The 14555-nt window shown below is 69.4% G+C and carries 18 protein-coding genes; 9 read left to right on the top strand and 9 right to left on the bottom strand.

Annotated features, from left to right (window positions below; all coding sequences use genetic code 11):
• The first annotated feature begins 68 nt into the window (after positions 1 to 68).
• Genes NP095_RS04815 through arr form a run of 4 tightly spaced genes read left to right on the top strand, consistent with a single transcriptional unit; the run spans position 69 to position 3861 of the window.
• The gene (locus tag NP095_RS04815; protein WP_232417116.1) at positions 69 to 1031 is read left to right on the top strand and encodes a glycosyltransferase; all 963 of its coding nucleotides are present in this window, start codon (positions 69 to 71) and stop codon (positions 1029 to 1031) included.
• Positions 1024 to 2193, top strand: coding sequence for a UDP-galactopyranose mutase (gene glf, locus NP095_RS04810; protein ID WP_232417117.1), 1170 nt, complete (start codon positions 1024 to 1026; stop codon positions 2191 to 2193). The genes NP095_RS04815 and glf overlap by 8 nt, the downstream gene beginning before the upstream one ends.
• A complete protein-coding gene (locus tag NP095_RS04805; RefSeq protein WP_232417118.1) occupies positions 2186 to 3388 on the top strand; it encodes a CDP-glycerol glycerophosphotransferase family protein in 1203 nt (400 codons plus the stop codon). The genes glf and NP095_RS04805 overlap by 8 nt, the downstream gene beginning before the upstream one ends.
• A 59-nt stretch (positions 3389 to 3447) precedes the next feature.
• A complete protein-coding gene (arr, locus tag NP095_RS04800) occupies positions 3448 to 3861 on the top strand; it encodes an NAD(+)--rifampin ADP-ribosyltransferase (RefSeq protein ID WP_232417119.1) in 414 nt (137 codons plus the stop codon).
• Between the two features lie 30 nt (positions 3862 to 3891).
• Here arr and NP095_RS04795 read toward each other — a convergent pair whose 3' ends face one another.
• Positions 3892 to 5313, bottom strand: coding sequence for an MFS transporter (locus NP095_RS04795; protein ID WP_232417120.1), 1422 nt, complete (start codon positions 5311 to 5313; stop codon positions 3892 to 3894).
• A 96-nt stretch (positions 5314 to 5409) separates the two neighbouring features.
• Here NP095_RS04795 and NP095_RS04790 point away from each other — a divergent pair, with 96 nt between their 5' ends.
• Together NP095_RS04790 and NP095_RS04785 are read left to right on the top strand one after the other, a co-directional pair.
• A complete protein-coding gene (locus NP095_RS04790) occupies positions 5410 to 5856 on the top strand; it encodes a MarR family winged helix-turn-helix transcriptional regulator (RefSeq protein WP_232417121.1) in 447 nt (148 codons plus the stop codon).
• A gap of 19 nt (positions 5857 to 5875) precedes the next feature.
• The gene (locus tag NP095_RS04785; protein WP_232417122.1) at positions 5876 to 6217 is read left to right on the top strand and encodes a DUF2200 domain-containing protein; all 342 of its coding nucleotides are present in this window, start codon (positions 5876 to 5878) and stop codon (positions 6215 to 6217) included.
• Positions 6218 to 6221: 4 nt separating this feature from the next.
• Here the strand turns inward: NP095_RS04785 and NP095_RS04780 are convergent, their stop codons facing one another.
• A complete protein-coding gene (locus tag NP095_RS04780) occupies positions 6222 to 6803 on the bottom strand; it encodes a TIGR03086 family metal-binding protein (RefSeq protein WP_232417123.1) in 582 nt (193 codons plus the stop codon).
• A gap of 100 nt (positions 6804 to 6903) precedes the next feature.
• Here NP095_RS04780 and NP095_RS04775 point away from each other — a divergent pair, with 100 nt between their 5' ends.
• Both NP095_RS04775 and NP095_RS04770 read left to right on the top strand, forming a co-directional pair.
• Positions 6904 to 7251 (top strand): TraR/DksA family transcriptional regulator, encoded by a 348-nt coding sequence (locus tag NP095_RS04775; protein WP_232417124.1) that lies wholly within the window; start codon positions 6904 to 6906, stop codon positions 7249 to 7251.
• A 19-nt stretch (positions 7252 to 7270) separates the two neighbouring features.
• Positions 7271 to 7663: an ASCH domain-containing protein gene (locus NP095_RS04770; RefSeq protein ID WP_232417125.1), complete on the top strand. Its 393-nt coding sequence runs from the start codon at positions 7271 to 7273 to the stop codon at positions 7661 to 7663.
• 1 nt (position 7664) lies between these two features.
• On the opposite strand, the gene NP095_RS04765 is transcribed toward NP095_RS04770, so the two are convergent.
• From NP095_RS04765 to NP095_RS04755, 3 genes are all read right to left on the bottom strand, one after another.
• Positions 7665 to 7859 carry a PLDc N-terminal domain-containing protein gene (locus NP095_RS04765; RefSeq protein ID WP_232417126.1) on the bottom strand — a complete coding sequence of 65 codons (195 nt, stop codon included), beginning with the start codon at positions 7857 to 7859 and terminating at the stop codon, positions 7665 to 7667.
• Between the two features lie 110 nt (positions 7860 to 7969).
• Entirely contained in the window at positions 7970 to 9301 is a 1332-nt protein-coding gene (locus NP095_RS04760; protein WP_232417127.1) for a hypothetical protein, read from the bottom strand.
• A 197-nt stretch (positions 9302 to 9498) separates the two neighbouring features.
• Positions 9499 to 11070: an FMN-binding glutamate synthase family protein gene (locus tag NP095_RS04755; protein WP_232417128.1), complete on the bottom strand. Its 1572-nt coding sequence runs from the start codon at positions 11068 to 11070 to the stop codon at positions 9499 to 9501.
• 106 nt (positions 11071 to 11176) lie between these two features.
• On the opposite strand from NP095_RS04755, the gene NP095_RS04750 reads away from it, so the two are divergent.
• Positions 11177 to 11518, top strand: coding sequence for a YciI family protein (locus tag NP095_RS04750; protein WP_232417129.1), 342 nt, complete (start codon positions 11177 to 11179; stop codon positions 11516 to 11518).
• 53 nt (positions 11519 to 11571) lie between these two features.
• On the opposite strand, the gene NP095_RS04745 is transcribed toward NP095_RS04750, so the two are convergent.
• The 4 genes from NP095_RS04745 to NP095_RS04730 are packed head-to-tail and all read right to left on the bottom strand — an operon-like array spanning position 11572 to position 14554.
• Positions 11572 to 12123, bottom strand: a complete 552-nt coding sequence (locus NP095_RS04745) for a nucleotidyltransferase family protein (protein ID WP_232417130.1) — start codon at positions 12121 to 12123, stop codon at positions 11572 to 11574.
• Positions 12116 to 12946 carry an ABC transporter permease gene (locus NP095_RS04740; protein ID WP_232417131.1) on the bottom strand — a complete coding sequence of 277 codons (831 nt, stop codon included), beginning with the start codon at positions 12944 to 12946 and terminating at the stop codon, positions 12116 to 12118. The genes NP095_RS04745 and NP095_RS04740 overlap by 8 nt, the downstream gene beginning before the upstream one ends.
• On the bottom strand, positions 12943 to 13683 hold the full coding sequence (locus NP095_RS04735; RefSeq protein ID WP_232417132.1) for an ABC transporter permease: 741 nt from the start codon (positions 13681 to 13683) through the stop codon (positions 12943 to 12945). The genes NP095_RS04740 and NP095_RS04735 overlap by 4 nt, the downstream gene beginning before the upstream one ends.
• Before the next feature lie 34 nt (positions 13684 to 13717).
• Positions 13718 to 14554, bottom strand: a complete 837-nt coding sequence (locus NP095_RS04730) for an ABC transporter ATP-binding protein (RefSeq protein ID WP_232417133.1) — start codon at positions 14552 to 14554, stop codon at positions 13718 to 13720.
• Position 14555 lies beyond the last annotated feature (1 nt).

The following is a 14555-nucleotide window of genomic DNA, read 5'->3' as shown; positions in this document are numbered from 1 at the left end:
CCCGGTTCAGCACGCCGATACGACAGCCGGATTCACTCATCCGACATCGCGGCAGATAGCCTGTCGTGGTGAGTTCGACGACCGGCCCCCTGGCGATCGCCATCGTCACGTTCAACCGATCTGCCCTGCTCGACGAGCTGTTGCAGAGCGCTTCGACGATGACGACGGCGCCTGATCGCATCGTCGTCATCGACAACGCCAGCACCGACGACACGCAGCAGGTCGTGTCCGCCTGGGAGTCGAAGTTCCCTCCCGGCGTCCTGGTCAACCACCGCATGGCGACCAACACCGGCGGCGCCGGCGGCTTCAGCGAGGGCACCAAGGTGGCGCTCGAGCTGGGCGCCGAGTGGGTCTGGCTGATGGACGACGACGTCGAGATCCTCCCGGACGCGCTCGAGCGCTTCGCCCCGTGGATGGAGCGGTTCAAGGTCATCCACGGCCGCCGCTACGACGTCGACGGCACGCCCTTCTACTGGCAGGCCAAGTTCAACCAGTTCCTCGGCGTCCCGCTCCCCTACTCGATCAAGACCTTCAACACCGACGGCTACGCGCTGACCAACTCCGGCACCTTCGAGGGCATGCTCGTGCACGCCGACGTGGTGCGCCGGATCGGCCTGCCCGACCCGCGGTTCTTCATCTCCTGGGACGACGCGATCTACGCCTGGCTGGCCTCGCTCGAGACCGAGGTCGTCTACGTCGACGAGTTCGTCCTGCAGAAGAAGCGCGAGCAGAAGCAGGTCAGCCTCGGCATCCGCCACCTCAACGACTCCAGCCCGCTGGCGAAGTACCACGTGATGCGCAACCGGGCCTACGTCGGCCGCTACTTCGAGGAGCACGGCCGGCTCAACCGGGTCGGCTTCGCGATCGGCACGTTCCTGACCTTCGCCAAGGAGATCGTCCGCCTCGTCGTGGTCGAGCGCTCGGCCAAGGGCTTCACGTCCCTCGTGAACGGCTGGCGCGACGGCCGCAAGATCTGGGCCGACCGCACGTGGCGCCCCATGCCCGCGCTGACGGGCGGCTCCGATGACTGACGTCCTGGTGGTGGGGTCGGGCTTCTTCGGCCTGACCGTGGCCGAGCAGCTGGCGAACGACCCCGGCCTGAAGGTGCACGTCATCGACCGCCGCCCGCACGTGGGCGGCAACGCCTACAGCGAGGCCGAGCCCACGACGGGCATCGAGGTTCACCGCTACGGCGCTCACCTGTTCCACACCTCCAACGAGCGGGTGTGGGACTACGTCAACCGCTTCACGACCTTCACCGACTACCGCCACCACGTCTACTCGACCTACCGGGGTGAGGTCTTCCCGCTGCCGATCAACCTCGGCACGATCAACCAGTTCACCCGCTCGGCGATGTCGCCGGCCGAGGCCCGCGCCTGGGTCACCGAGCAGGCCGGCACGGCGTTCTCCGGTGGTGCGGCCGCCGCGGCGAACCTCGAGGAGAAGGCGATCAGCCTGATCGGGCGTCCCCTCTACGAGGCGTTCATCCGCGGATACACGTCCAAGCAGTGGCAGACCGATCCGACCGAGCTCTCGGCCGACATCATCACGCGGCTGCCGGTCCGGTACACGTACGACAACCGCTACTTCAACGACCGGTACGAGGGCCTGCCCACCGACGGCTACACGGCGTGGCTCGAGCGCATGGCCGACCACCCGAACATCACCGTCAGCCTCGACACCGACTTCTTCGACGAGGGCCAGCCGCTCAACAAGGCCGCGACGGTCGGGCAGCTGCCGATCGTCTACACCGGCCCGGTGGACCGCTACTTCGACCACGCCCACGGCCCGCTGGGCTGGCGCACGCTGGACTTCGAGTCCGAGGTGCTGCCGATCGGCGACTTCCAGGGCACGCCGGTGATGAACTACGCGGACGAGGAGATCCCCTACACGCGGATCCACGAGTTCCGCCACTTCCACCCCGAGCGGGACTACCCGTCGGATGCCACGGTGATCATGCGCGAGTTCAGCCGCTTCGCGCGCGCCGGGACCGACGACGAGCCGTACTACCCGGTCAACACCGCCGACGACCGCACGGCGCTGAAGGCCTACCGCGACCTGGTCGACGGCGAGAGCGGCGTGCACTTCGGTGGCCGGCTCGGCACCTACCAGTACCTCGACATGCACATGGCCATCGCGTCGGCGTTGTCGATGGTCGACAACGTCCTGAGGCCGGGACTCGTCCGTGGCTGACTCGCGGGTGGGTCTGGTCCCCCGCCTGCGCCAGTGGGCGATCGGCCGGATCCGCCGCTCGCGCTTCCTGCCCGTGGGCATGCCCGACAAGCGCACCGACGAGGACCGGCTCGGCCGCCCCTTCAACCAGACCGTCCTGGTCTACTTCCCCAACGGCGCCGACGCGCTCTACCAGCTGCGACCGTGGTTCGCGGCCCTGCAGGCGCTCGACGCGACGCACGGCGTGGTGGCGGTCTTCAAGGACTCGCGCACGGCGGCGATCGTCCGCGCCGAGTCGGGCCTGGACTGCGTGACGCTGGCCCGGTACGGCCAGCTCGACGAGATCCTGGCCCTCAGCGACGTGAAGCTGGCGCTGTACGTCAACCACGACCCGATCAACTTCGAGTGCCTGAGGTTCACCTCGCTCATGCACGTCTACCTGGGCCACGGCGACAGCGACAAGGGCGTGTCGATCTCGAACCAGGTCAAGGCCTACGACTTCTGCTTCCTCGCCGGTCAGGCCGCGCTCGACCGGACGCGCGCCGGCGTCATGCTCTACGACGCTCCCGCCCGCTCGGTGCTGATCGGTCAGCCGCAGCTGGACGCGCCCGCTCCGGTCGCCGCGCCGGATCCGAACCGCCGCACCGTGCTCTACGCCCCGACCTGGGAGGCCTCGCAGCCGTCCGTCTCGTACGGATCCCTGTTGACGCACGGCGCCGCGATCATGGACGCGCTGGCCGGCACGTACCGCGTGATCTACCGCCCCCATCCGCTCAACGGCGTCATCGACCCGGCCTACGGCGAGGCCGACGCGGCGGTCCGCGCCCGGGCCGACCGCGTCGACACGGACGTGCCGCTGGAGCGGTCGTTCGCCGATGCCGATCTGCTGATCACCGACGTCTCCGCGGTGACCCTGAACTGGCTGCCCGGCGGCAAGCCGGTGCTGGTGACCCGCCCTCGCGTGCCGGTGCCCCCGTCGCGCCTGATGGACACGCTGCCACTGCTGGACGAGGGCGCCGACGTGGCCGCCGTCGTGGCCGAGCACCTGACCGCCGACCCCACGGCCGCCGCCCGTCGCGAGCTGCTCGAGTACTACCTGGGCGACACCACGCCCGGCGTCGCCACGCAGCGCTTCCTGCAGGCCTGCACCGACGCGATCGAGTTGCGCGACCGGACCTGGGCCGAGCACCGAGCCCTGGGCGCGACCGGCCCCTGAGTCAGGCCGACAGCGGTCGTCCATTGCCAGCCTCCCACCGGCTGGGACATCCTGTTCCGATGACTCGACCGGGCCCCGAGGACGGACCGTTCTTCCACGGCACGAAGGCCGTGCTCTTCCCCGGCGATCTGCTCGAGCCGGGTCGCCGCTCGAACTTCGGCGAGAACCGGACCGCCGGGCACATCTACTTCGCAGCGACACTGGACGCGGCGGTGTGGGGCGCCGAGCTCTCGGTCGGCGAGGGGCGGGGCCACATCTACCGCGTCGAGCCGACCGGAGCGTTCGAGGACGACCCGAACCTGACGGACAAGAAGTTCCCGGGCAACCCGACGCGCTCCTATCGCAGCACGCAGCCGATCCGCGTCGTCGAGGAGGTCCGGGACTGGGAGGGGCACCCGCCCGAGGTCCTGCAGCACATGCTCGACAGCCTCGCCGCGATGAAGGAGCGGGGCGAGGTCGTCATCGATGACTGACCCCGCCCCGCCCGGCGATGCGACCTGCGATCAGGCCCTGCTGCGGCCCTGACGCGGCACCAGCAGCGCCACGAGCGCACCTGCGAAGGCCGCGCCGGCGCCGATGATGAAGCACAGCTGGAAGGCGCCCTTGTCGGGGATCGCGACCCCGGCGAAGTCCACCGTCTTGCTGGTCAGCACGGCGGCCATGACGGCGCCGGCGATGGTGGTGCCGACCGAGCGCATGAGCGCGTTGAGGCCGACGCCCGAGCCGGACTCCGACTCCGGGACGTTGTCCAGGATCAGCGTGGGCATCGCGGCGTAGCCGATGCCGACACCGGCGCAGGCGACCAGCGAGCCGAGCATCAGCTGCCACGGGGCGTCCATCAGGAACAAGGTCACGAGGTAGCCGACCGCCAGGACCGTCGCGCCGATCGACAGCGTGCGACGGGCGCCGATCGAGGTGATCAGCCGGCTCGACACCGGGGCGAAGAACATCATCATCAGACCGCCGGGGGCCATCCACAGGCCCGCCTGCAGGATCGTCTGGCCCAGGCCGAAACCGGTCTCCTCGGGCATCTGCAACAGCTGCGGCAGCACGATGGACTGCGCCATCATGCCGAACCCGATCAGGACGGCGGCGAGGTTGGTGAACAGCACCGGCGGGTGGGCGCTGGTGCGCAGGTCCACCAGCGGGTCGTGGTGGCGCAGCTCGAACCAGCTCCACAGCAGCAGCACGACGACGCCGAGGACGATCGCGCCGATCGTGCGGCCGTCGCTCCAGCCCCACTCGCTGCCCTTGCTGACGCCGATCAGCGCCGACACCAGTCCGACGGCCAGACCGATGACGCCGACGACGTCGATCCTGCCGGGGTGCTCGTCATGGATGTTCGGGACGACGATGAGCGTGGCGAAGAGGATGACCGCTGCGAGCACGGACGAGAACCAGAACAGCGCGTGCCAGGAGTAGTCCTGCGCGATCCACGCGGCCAGCGGCAGGCCGAGGGCGCCACCCACGCCGAGGGTCGCACTGACGGCGGCCACGGCCGTGGCGCGCTTCTCGACCGGGGCGATCTCGCGAACCATGCTGATCGCGACCGGGATGTAGCCCATGGCCATGCCCTGCAGGGCGCGGCCGACGAGGAACGGCGCGAGCGAGCTCGACATGGCGGCGATGATCGAGCCGACGACGAGGATGCCGGCCGAGGCCACCATGACCTTCTTCTTGCCGTACAGGTCGGCGAGGCGGCCCGTGACCGGCATCGTCACGGCGGCGGCGAGCAGCGTGGCGGTCACGGCCCAGGACGCGTTGCCCGGCGCCGTGTTCAGCAGCTGGGGCAGCTCACTTTGGATCGGGATCACGAGCGACTGCATGAGCGCGCCGGCGAGGCTGCCGAAGCAGAGCACGAGGATCACCGCGATCGGTGGGAAACGGGTCTCGACGGGCGCGTCGGCGACGGAGGGAGAGTGCATGGAGGGGTAGTCCTGTCCGAACAGCGATGTGTAACCTACACATCAAGCGGATATGTACACTACACATGTCGACGCCCCCGCCCCATCGGAGCACGCATGACGTCCATCACGCAGGCCGCCCGCGCCAACCCGGCCTGGGGCGCCCTCGCGGCGATCGCGAGGATCGAGCGGGGCCGCCGAGCCGCCGACAGCCTGCGCTTCACCCACGCCGATCAGCGGTTGCTGTGGATGTTCTCCGACGGCAAGCCCCGCACGCTGCGCGAGATCGCGGACGAGCTCGGCCTCGAGCAGTCCACCGTGAACCGTCAGGTCAACAGCGCCCTCAAAGCCGGTCGCCTGCGACGGTCCCGCGAGCCCGGCCAGACGGCGTGGCAGTTCCTGGCCACCGACGAGGCCCTGGCCGAGTTCGTGCGGGACCTGCAGGATCATCTGGCCCTGTTGGAACAGGGTCTCCAGGCCGTGCCGGAGGACGAGCGTTCGCGCTTCCTCGAGCACCTCGGGGCCTTCGCCACGGCCTACAACGAGGCTGCCACGCAGCGCTGATCGCGCCTAGACTCACCGGATGCACCGGATCTTCACCACCCGCTTCGCCGACGTGTACCCGCACTACGTGGCCAAGGCCGAGCGCAAGGGGCGCACCCGCGCCGAGGTCGGCGAGATCGTCGAGTGGCTGACCGGCTTCGACGAGACCGCGTTGCACCACCATCTCGACGCCGGCACGACCTTCGAGGACTTCTTCGCGCAGGCTGATCTCAACCCGAGCGCCTCGCTCATCACCGGTGTCGTGTGCCATGTCCGCGTCGAGGACGTCGAGGATCCGCTGATGCAGAAGATCCGCTATCTCGACAAGCTCGTCGACGAGCTGGCGAAGGGCAAGGCGATGGAGAAGATCCTGCGCTCCTGAGTCGTCAGCTCGGGGCCCAGCGCGGATCGCGTCCGGCGCGGGCCACGAGGCGGTCGAGCACGGGCGCGTCCTCGGCCACCGGCACGGCCGGTCCGAAGAGCCCCGGCGTCCCGGCCGGGTCGAAGGTCTCGATGAACTCCAGGCAGGCCGCGGCCGTCGCGTCCTCGAGCGTGTACTCGCGGCCCATGGCGCGGGCGAGGTCCCAACCGTGGAGCACCACCTCGTCGAGGGCCACCAAGCCCGCCACCGCTCCGGGCAGGTCCACTCCCCCGGCCCGGGTCATCCCCTCCCAGGCGGAGTCCGCGCACCAGGCCGTCACCAGCCGGGGCACCTGCTCGTGCAGCGCGTCCCGCCAGCCCGGCTCGAGATCAGGCCAGCCGCCCGCGTCGGGCGGTGTGTCGGTCAGTGGCCCGAGCTCCTTGTCGGCGGCGGCGCGGAAGGCGAGGGTCAACCCGACGATGTGCTGGAGCAGCTGCCCGACGGAGACGCCCTCGCAGGGCGTGGGCCGGTCGAGGTGCCCGTCCTCGCTGTCCTCGACGATCCCCATCAAGGTCCGGCAGGCCGGATCGAGCTCACACGTGTCCATACCCCGAAGTGTCGTCTTCTGTCGGCCGTCGCGGAACCCCTGGCCTTGGCGCGGCGGGGATCATGGGGAGACGATGCCGGTCGATGAACGGAGGTCCGCCATGACGGTCGAGGATCGTGAGCGGCTGGAGGCCGAGCGGCTGCGGACGGTGCAGCAGCTGACGAGCCTGAGCCGGGACTTCGACGCCGTCGTCGAGGCGTCCCAGGACTCCAACGCCGACGACGAGCACGACCCCGACGGGGCGACCGTGGCCTTCGAGCGGTCCCAGGTGGACTCGCTCCTGCAGCAGACCCGCCGGCACCTCGACGAGATCGACGACGCGCAATCGCGCCTCGATGAGGGATCGTACGGAGTGTGCGAGAGCTGCGGCCGACCGATCGCGACAGCGCGGCTCGAGGCCCGGCCCGTGGCCCGCACCTGCATCGAGTGCGCGTCGGCAGGGCGTTGACGGCAGTCAGGAGACGACGATGAGCTGGCCACGAGTGGGAGCGCTGCGCGGACTGGAGCTGGGAACGCCCGGCCGGATGCGCGAGCGGCTGAACGGGCTGGTCCTGAGCGGCCGGAAGCAGGCCACGGCCGGGCTGCTCTCGGAGTACGAGGTCGAGGGCGAGGAGCTCGAGCACGTCGGAGAGCGGCTTGCCCTGCTGGACGACCTGGGCGATCAGATCTCGACGGTCGAGATCACGGACGTGCAGATCGTGCCCTTCATCGACGTCCCGTGGGAGTTCGCCGCGGCCGAGGGCGAGGGCGACGCCGACCTGGAGGAATGGCGCGACGGCCACCGCGCCTTCTGGACCGCCGAGGGGACGCCGGTCGAGGACGACACCGCGGTCGTGTGCCTGTGGTTCGTCCTGGTCTGACTCAGACGGAGGTCGGGTCCGCGAGTCCCCCGGGGGAAGCCACTCGACGGAGCGCCGGCCTCGCGATGACGAAGTACAAGATCGCGCCGACGATTCCCGCGAGGACGATCACGAGCACCCAGAGCAGCTGGTTCTGGTTCGCGCGCGCCCACTGCGAGCCGGGTTGCCGCACCGCGTCCACGAACGCAGCACCCACGGCATCACCATCGGTGTGAGCACAGGCATGGCACGACGGATTCTCATGCTCCGCTGTGCTCCGCGCCGAGATGTCGCGCCAGCACTCGGCGGCTGAGACAACGGCGCGGATCAGGACGCCCCGACGGGTCCGTCCTGCGATGACAAGGAGACGGAGCGAAGCCCGTCCTCCTCACCCTTGACCTCGGGCCGAAGTCTGGGGGCTGTCGGCGTCCAGGCCTTGAGGTTTTGCATGACGTCGCCATAGAACTGATCCACCGATTTGACGACGGAATCGATGAAACTGCCCTGCCCGCTACCGCGCTTGGCACCTGCCTTGGAGTCCATGGCGATGCGGAAGGAGCGTAGATCCTTCGAAGCATCCGGAGCGAGCAGCTTCGGGTCCTCTCGCACCGCCGCGAGAAGATCCGCGTTGCCTGTGCGCGATCGAACGGCGAAGGACTCGAGCCTGATGCTGTCCGGCGCGTCGCGAAGCTGGCGCAGCAACCAATTGACGCGCGTGGTCTGCCGCCCCTCCCTCGGGGCGTCAATCTCGACGTGGCTCGTGATGATGTTGGCTCGTAGATCCGCCGTCACCACGAGGTGCCCCACCGCGTTCGGAATGCGCAGGGCGCCTCTCAGCACCCCGGAGGTCGCAAGTTCGTTCATTCGATCGGCAAGGTGGCCGGTGGGATTCGTTGTGCTCTTGCGGTCGACGACCTGCGACACGTCGATGCCGAGCCGGCGCCCGAGACGAAGGGCGAGGTACTGAAGGAGTGCATCGAACCGAGCGATCACCTCGGGCGCGATCTTGTCGTTGGCGCGCAGGGTGCCCGCTGCAACCGAGTCTCGGACGGAGACCCAGTTCGGTCCCATGTCATCGAACTCCAACGCTCCAGACCGGTCGTGCTCGAGGTACCGGATCAACTCACCGAGGATCCATGCCTGATCGGGATCTGCGATTCCGCGATGCTCCTTCTGAACGATCGCGGTCGACAGCACGTAGGACCAGGACCAGTGGTGGATCTGCACCTTGCGGAGTTTGCGCTTGTCCACCGCGGTGGGATGCACACCCGGCAGTGAGGGGACCTCGTTGCTGATCGTCACCAAGGCGTCGAAATTCTCGGTCCGCGCAACGTCCAAATAGTTGTCCAGCTGATCTGCTTGGAGTTCGCTCTTCCCCGTCTTCACTTCGACCAAGGCAGTCCAGACCTTGTTGCCGCGACTCACCCGGATCAGGCCGTCGGGGATCACCCGCTTGCCGGACAGATCGAACGGAACTTCGATGTATGTCTCCGGCACCCGGCCAGGCGCGCCGAGAGGTCCGAGAAGCGCCTTGGCGAACTCCGGGACCGCCCCCATGACGGCGAGAAGAGCCGACGTGGCTCGCTTCTCCTGCTCTTGCGCCCCGTTGATCCCACTGGTTGGGATGAGTCGAGCCTCATGCCACGCTTCTTCGCTCACCGACAACCTCTCCGCCTCGGATCACAGACGCGCCAACATTATCTATTCCGAAGGGTCGGCTCAGGCAATTCGGTGAGACCTACGAGACATCAGTCGGTGGCCGTCCGATGCAGACACAGGTTGCAGTCGTGCGTTGTGGCGATCCGAGGACTTCAGCCCCCCTAAGAAGACGCCCAGCCACTCACTCCCGCCGGCACTCAGGACGCCTGCTCCTCGCCGAGTGACTCCATCACGTCGAGCAGCTCCATCTGGAGCTTCTCGCCCAGCTCGCCCCAGCCGGACTCGTACCCGTAGAGCTCGCGCAGGGACTCCCCCGACCGCTGGCCGTCCATGATGTCGATGTCGTCCGCCGTGATGAGTCCGGGGTGGACGACGCCGACTGCCTCGGAGACCTTGAGCAGGTCGCGCCGCAGCGCCAACACGTAGCCCGCCAGCCGGTGCTTCTTGAGCGTCGGGTCGAGCCCTCGGGTGTAGCGCGGGTTCTGGGTGGCCACCCCGACCGGACAGTGGTCGGTGTGGCACTTCTGTGCCTGGATGCAGCCGATCGACAGCATCGCCTCACGGCCCACGTTGACCATGTCGGCGCCGAGGGCGAACGCCACCAGGGCGTTCTCGGGCAGGCCCAGCTTCCCCGCTCCGATGAACGTCAGGTCGTCGGTCAGCCCCGCGGCCGCGAACCGCTTGTAGACCTCGGTGAAGGCGATCCGGAACGGGTACGCGACGGAGTCGGCGAAGATCATCGGCGCGGCGCCCGTGCCACCCTCGCCGCCGTCGATGTTGACGAAGTCGACACCGCGCGTCCGCGGGATCATCTGCTCGACGAGCTCGTCCCAGAACTCGAGGTTGCCGACGGCCGACTTGATCCCCACCGGCAGTCCGGTCGCGTCGGCGATCGTCTCGACGAAGTCGAGCATCGAGTCCACGTCGTCGAAGGCGGTGTGCCGGCTCGGCGAGACGCAGTCGACGCCCTCGGCGATACCGCGGATCTGCGCGATCGTCGCGTCGACCTTCGCCCCCGGGAGCATCCCGCCCAGTCCGGGCTTGGCACCCTGCGAGAGCTTGATCTCGATGGCCCGCACGGGCGCCGACTGCACCAGGTCGACCAGTCGCCCCAGGTCGAAGCGCCCCTGGTCGTCACGGCAGCCGAAGTACGCCGTCCCGATCTGGAAGACGAGGTCACCGCCGTGTCGGTGGGCCGGCGCGATCGACCCCTCCCCCGTGTTCTGCATGCAGCCCGCCAGCGCGGAGCCCTCGTTCAGCGCCTGGATCGCCGGGGCCGACAGCGCCCCGAAGCTCATCCCCGAGACGTTCACGATCGAAGCCGGCCGGAACGCGTGACGCCGGCCGCGCGGACCGCCCAGCACCTTCGCGGACGGCAGGGGGACGCCCTCGCTGCCGTGCCGCGACGTGCTGGCACCCGGACCGGCGAACGTGCGGTGCTTGATGATCGGGTAGCCCGAGCTGCGCTCCACGTCGTTGTCGGTGCCGAACCCGAAGTAGTTGTTCTCGCCCTTGCAGCTGGCATAGATCCAGCGGCGCTGGTCCCGCGAGAACGGGCGCTCCTCGTCGTTGCTGGTCACGATGTACTGGCGCAGCTCGGGCCCGACCGTCTCGACCCAGTAGCGGAAGTGACCGACCACCGGGAAGTTCCGCAGGAGCGCATGCTTGCGTTGCGTCAGGTCGTGCACCACCACCCCGCCCAGCGCCGCTGCTGCCAGTCCCGTGACCGCGGCGCCCGTTCCTCGGCGCCTGCGTGTGCCTTCGTCCATCCCTCAGGTCTAACACCGCGAAGAGGGTCGGGCGACCGCTCGGGGGTCCACACTGGGGGTAGCGGCCCGAGCCGGGCCGGCGGGGGACGATCGGAAGGACCTGAGCATGTCCAAGTTCCTGATCTCGTTCGCCGAGGGCGCGATGAAGATCCCGGAGGAGGAGATCCCCGGGGTCGTCGAGGCCGCCCACGCCGTGGTCGAGAAGGCCCGGGCGGCCGACGCCTGGCTTCTCGGCGGAGGGCTGATGCACCACGAGCTCGCCACCGTCGTCCACCCGGACGGCACCATCGCCGAGGGGCCCGACCCCGAGCGCCACAGCCACCTCGCCGGCTTCGGCGTGGTCGACGTCGAGTCGCTCGAGGACGCGCTGGAGTGGGCCGCCACCTTCGCCGCCGCGTGCCGCTGCGTCCTCGAGGTCCGTGAGTTCGTCCCCGAGCCCAACCTCTGACGTCCCGAGATTTGCTCCGCATCCCACCTTTCGAGGGCGCTGAAAGGTGAGTTTCAGAGCAAATCTGGGGGGCGGTGGTCGATGTCGTCACCACCGCCGAGTGCGCTGCAGTCGACCGTCGTGGCGCCCAGCGCGGCCAGCACGTCGCCTGGCCGACGGCCGTCGGTGAGGGCCGGCCAGTGCCGTCGGCCGACGACCACCGGGTGGCCGGGCCGCCCTCCGTAGGTCGCCCGGGCGACGGTCGAGTCGTCCGCGCCCGCCAGCAGGCGCACCACGGACCGAGGCGTCAGATCGGGAAGGTCCACCAACGTCACGAGCGCGACCTCGGCGCTCGTGGCCGCGAGGCCTGCGCGCAACGACGCGGACGGTCCGTCCGCCCAGTCCCGCGCCAGCACCACCTCGGCGTGCGACGGCACGAGATGCAGCGCGGTCTCGGCCATCGCGCCGAGCACGACGACCACCTCGTCGCAGCCGCCCGCCACCAGGGTGTCGACCGCCCGCGTGCACCACGGCCTCCCGTCGGACGCTCGGGCGAGCGCCTTGGGCATGCCGTACCGGCGCCCCTCCCCCGCGGCCAGCACGATGCCGACCGACCGGTCAGGCACGGCCCGCATCCTTGCCGTACCGAGCGAGCACGAACGTCTCCAGCACCTGGGCCAGCGTGTAGAGCAGCAGCGACACGAGGGTCACCACGATGACCAGCGCCCAGACCTCGTTGTTCTTCGACTGCCCCGCAGCCGAGACCACGGCGTAGCCGATGCCCTTTCCCGTGGCGAGCCACTCGGCGATCAGGGCACCGGTGATGGCGCCCGGCACCGAGATCCGGATCGCCGCGAACAGTGAGGGCAACGCCGACGGGAACGAGACCTTGAACAGGACGTCCCGCTCGCTGCCGCCGTAGACCTGCACGACGTCGTGCATCTGGCGACTGGACGAGCGCAGGCCGAAGACGAGTCCGACGACCGCCGGGAACAGCACGACGATGCCGCTGATCACCGCAACGGCCGAGACGCCTCGCCCGAAGATCATCCGGATCACCGGTGCGAGAGCGATCAACGGGACGGCACGCAGGACCATCGCGACCGGCATGACCGTCGCCTCCACGCCGCGCGACAGGACGATCGCGCCCGCCAGCACGACCGCCGCGACCATCCCCGCCGTGAAGCCGATGGCCGCGTCGCGCAGCGTGATGCCCAGCTGGCCCATCACCCGCGTGCGGTTCTCGGTCGCATCGTCACCGGTGAACAGGAACTCGGCGACGTCGCCCGGGCCCTTCGCCACGAACGGGTTGTCGACCAGCGCGACCACCAGGACCCACAGCACGTAGACGATCGCCGCGACGAGCAGGGCGTTGCCGAGCGCCTTGCCCACCCCTCTGGCCACGGCGGACGCGACGCCGCCCGGCGCGGACACCGTCAGCGCGCTCACGCGGTCCTCCCGGTGGACCAGGGCGTGACGAAACGGCCCAGCAGACCGAGCAGCACGTACGCCGCCCCCGCGACCAGCGCACACCCGAACATCAGGCCCCAGGCCCGCTCGACGTCGAGGTTCTGCTGCGCGTTGATCAGCGCCGGACCGACACCCCGGTCCACGCCGCCGATGTACTCGCCCAGGATCGCGCCCAGGAACGCCGCCGGTGCGGCGACCTGCAGCGCCGAGACGATGTACGGCAATGCGGACATCAGCTGCACCTTCGACATCTGCTTCCACCGGCCACCGCCGTACACGCTGACGAGGTCCAGGCTGGTGGTGTCGGCGGAACGGAATCCCAGCACGGCACCGACGACCGTCGTGAAGAACACCGAGATCGCGGCCAGGACGACGGCGGTCGGCGACGCGTCCCCAGGGCTCTCGGCGCCGCCGAGGATGATGTAGAGGATCGGCACGATCGCGACGATCGGCACGCAGTAGCTGATCACCGCGATCTGTGTGATGACCTTCTCGAACAGCGGAACCAGCAGTACCACCGCAGCCAGCGCCAGGGCGATCAGGTTGCCCCAGAAGAACCCGATCGCCGCCTCCTTCACCGTGCCGCTGAAGTTCGCGATGTAGAACGCGATGCCGTCGTCGGCGAAGCCCGACAACACGCCCCACGGCGTCGGGATCGCCTTCTCGGCGAAGACCGTGCGGGCCAGCAGCGCCCACACGGCGACGAGCCCGCCCAAACCGAGAGCCCCGTGCAGAACGGCGCGACGTGACTCAGTCGTCATCGGCCGCGGTCCCGTGGGCGCCGAACAGCAGCTCGGTCGCCCGGTCGTGCAGGGCGTGGAACTCGGGCGTCCGCATCATCTCCGGCACCCGCGGCCGGGGCAGGTCGACATCGATGACCTCGGCGACCCGACCGGGCCGCGCGCTCATCACCGCGACCTTGTCGGACAGGAAGATCGCCTCGGAGATGCCGTGCGTGACCATGAGCGTCGTCGCCGGCTTCTCGGTCCAGATCCGCAGCAGCTCGACGTTCAGCCGCTGGCGCGTCATGTCGTCGAGGGCGCCGAACGGCTCGTCCAGCAGCAGCACCGAGGGCTTGACCACGAGCGCCCGTGCGATCGAGACGCGCTGGCGCATGCCGCCGGAGAGCTGGGCCGGCTTGGCCTTCTCGAACCCCTCGAGCCCGACCAGCTTGATCAGCTCGGCCACGAGGGCGTCGTCGGGCGTGCGCCCGGACACCTCGAACGGCAACCGGATGTTCGACAGCACGCTGCGCCACGGCAGCAGCGCCGAGTCCTGGAACGCGATGCCCAGCTCGTGGTTGCGGCGCAGCTCCAGCGGCGACTTGCCGTCGACGAGCGCCGTGCCGCTGGTCGGCTTCTCCAGGCCGGCCAGGATGCGCAGGATCGTCGACTTGCCGCAGCCCGAGGGGCCCAGCAGCGACAGGAAGCTGCCCTGGTCGGTGAAGAGGGTGGCGTCGTCCAGCGCGGTGACGCTCTTGCGCCCCATCGTGAACGTCTTGGTCAGGTTCTGCAGGCGGACCCCGGTGCCGAGGGAGCCATCGGCTCCCACGGCACCGGACGCGGCCAGCACATCAGGCGTGCTCATG

It is taken from the genome of Aeromicrobium duanguangcaii, assembly GCF_024508295.1.
In the GTDB taxonomy this organism is placed as follows: Bacteria; Actinomycetota; Actinomycetes; order Propionibacteriales; family Nocardioidaceae; genus Aeromicrobium; species Aeromicrobium duanguangcaii.
This window is presented reverse-complemented; position numbering and strand designations above follow the sequence as displayed.

What these genes read in the sequence shown, in the direction of transcription:
- glf (WP_232417117.1), top strand. Translation starts at nt 1,024, where the DNA reads ATGACTGACGTCCTGGTGGTGGGGTCGGGCTTCTTCGGCCTGACCGTG.
- arr (WP_232417119.1), top strand. Translation starts at nt 3,448, where the DNA reads ATGACTCGACCGGGCCCCGAGGACGGACCGTTCTTCCACGGCACGAAG.
- NP095_RS04795 (WP_232417120.1), bottom strand. Translation starts at nt 5,313, where the DNA reads ATGCACTCTCCCTCCGTCGCCGACGCGCCCGTCGAGACCCGTTTCCCA.
- NP095_RS04790 (WP_232417121.1), top strand. Translation starts at nt 5,410, where the DNA reads ATGACGTCCATCACGCAGGCCGCCCGCGCCAACCCGGCCTGGGGCGCC.
- NP095_RS04785 (WP_232417122.1), top strand. Translation starts at nt 5,876, where the DNA reads ATGCACCGGATCTTCACCACCCGCTTCGCCGACGTGTACCCGCACTAC.
- NP095_RS04780 (WP_232417123.1), bottom strand. Translation starts at nt 6,803, where the DNA reads ATGGACACGTGTGAGCTCGATCCGGCCTGCCGGACCTTGATGGGGATC.
- NP095_RS04775 (WP_232417124.1), top strand. Translation starts at nt 6,904, where the DNA reads ATGACGGTCGAGGATCGTGAGCGGCTGGAGGCCGAGCGGCTGCGGACG.
- NP095_RS04770 (WP_232417125.1), top strand. Translation starts at nt 7,271, where the DNA reads ATGAGCTGGCCACGAGTGGGAGCGCTGCGCGGACTGGAGCTGGGAACG.
- NP095_RS04755 (WP_232417128.1), bottom strand. Translation starts at nt 11,070, where the DNA reads ATGGACGAAGGCACACGCAGGCGCCGAGGAACGGGCGCCGCGGTCACG.
- NP095_RS04750 (WP_232417129.1), top strand. Translation starts at nt 11,177, where the DNA reads ATGTCCAAGTTCCTGATCTCGTTCGCCGAGGGCGCGATGAAGATCCCG.
- NP095_RS04730 (WP_232417133.1), bottom strand. Translation starts at nt 14,554, where the DNA reads ATGAGCACGCCTGATGTGCTGGCCGCGTCCGGTGCCGTGGGAGCCGAT.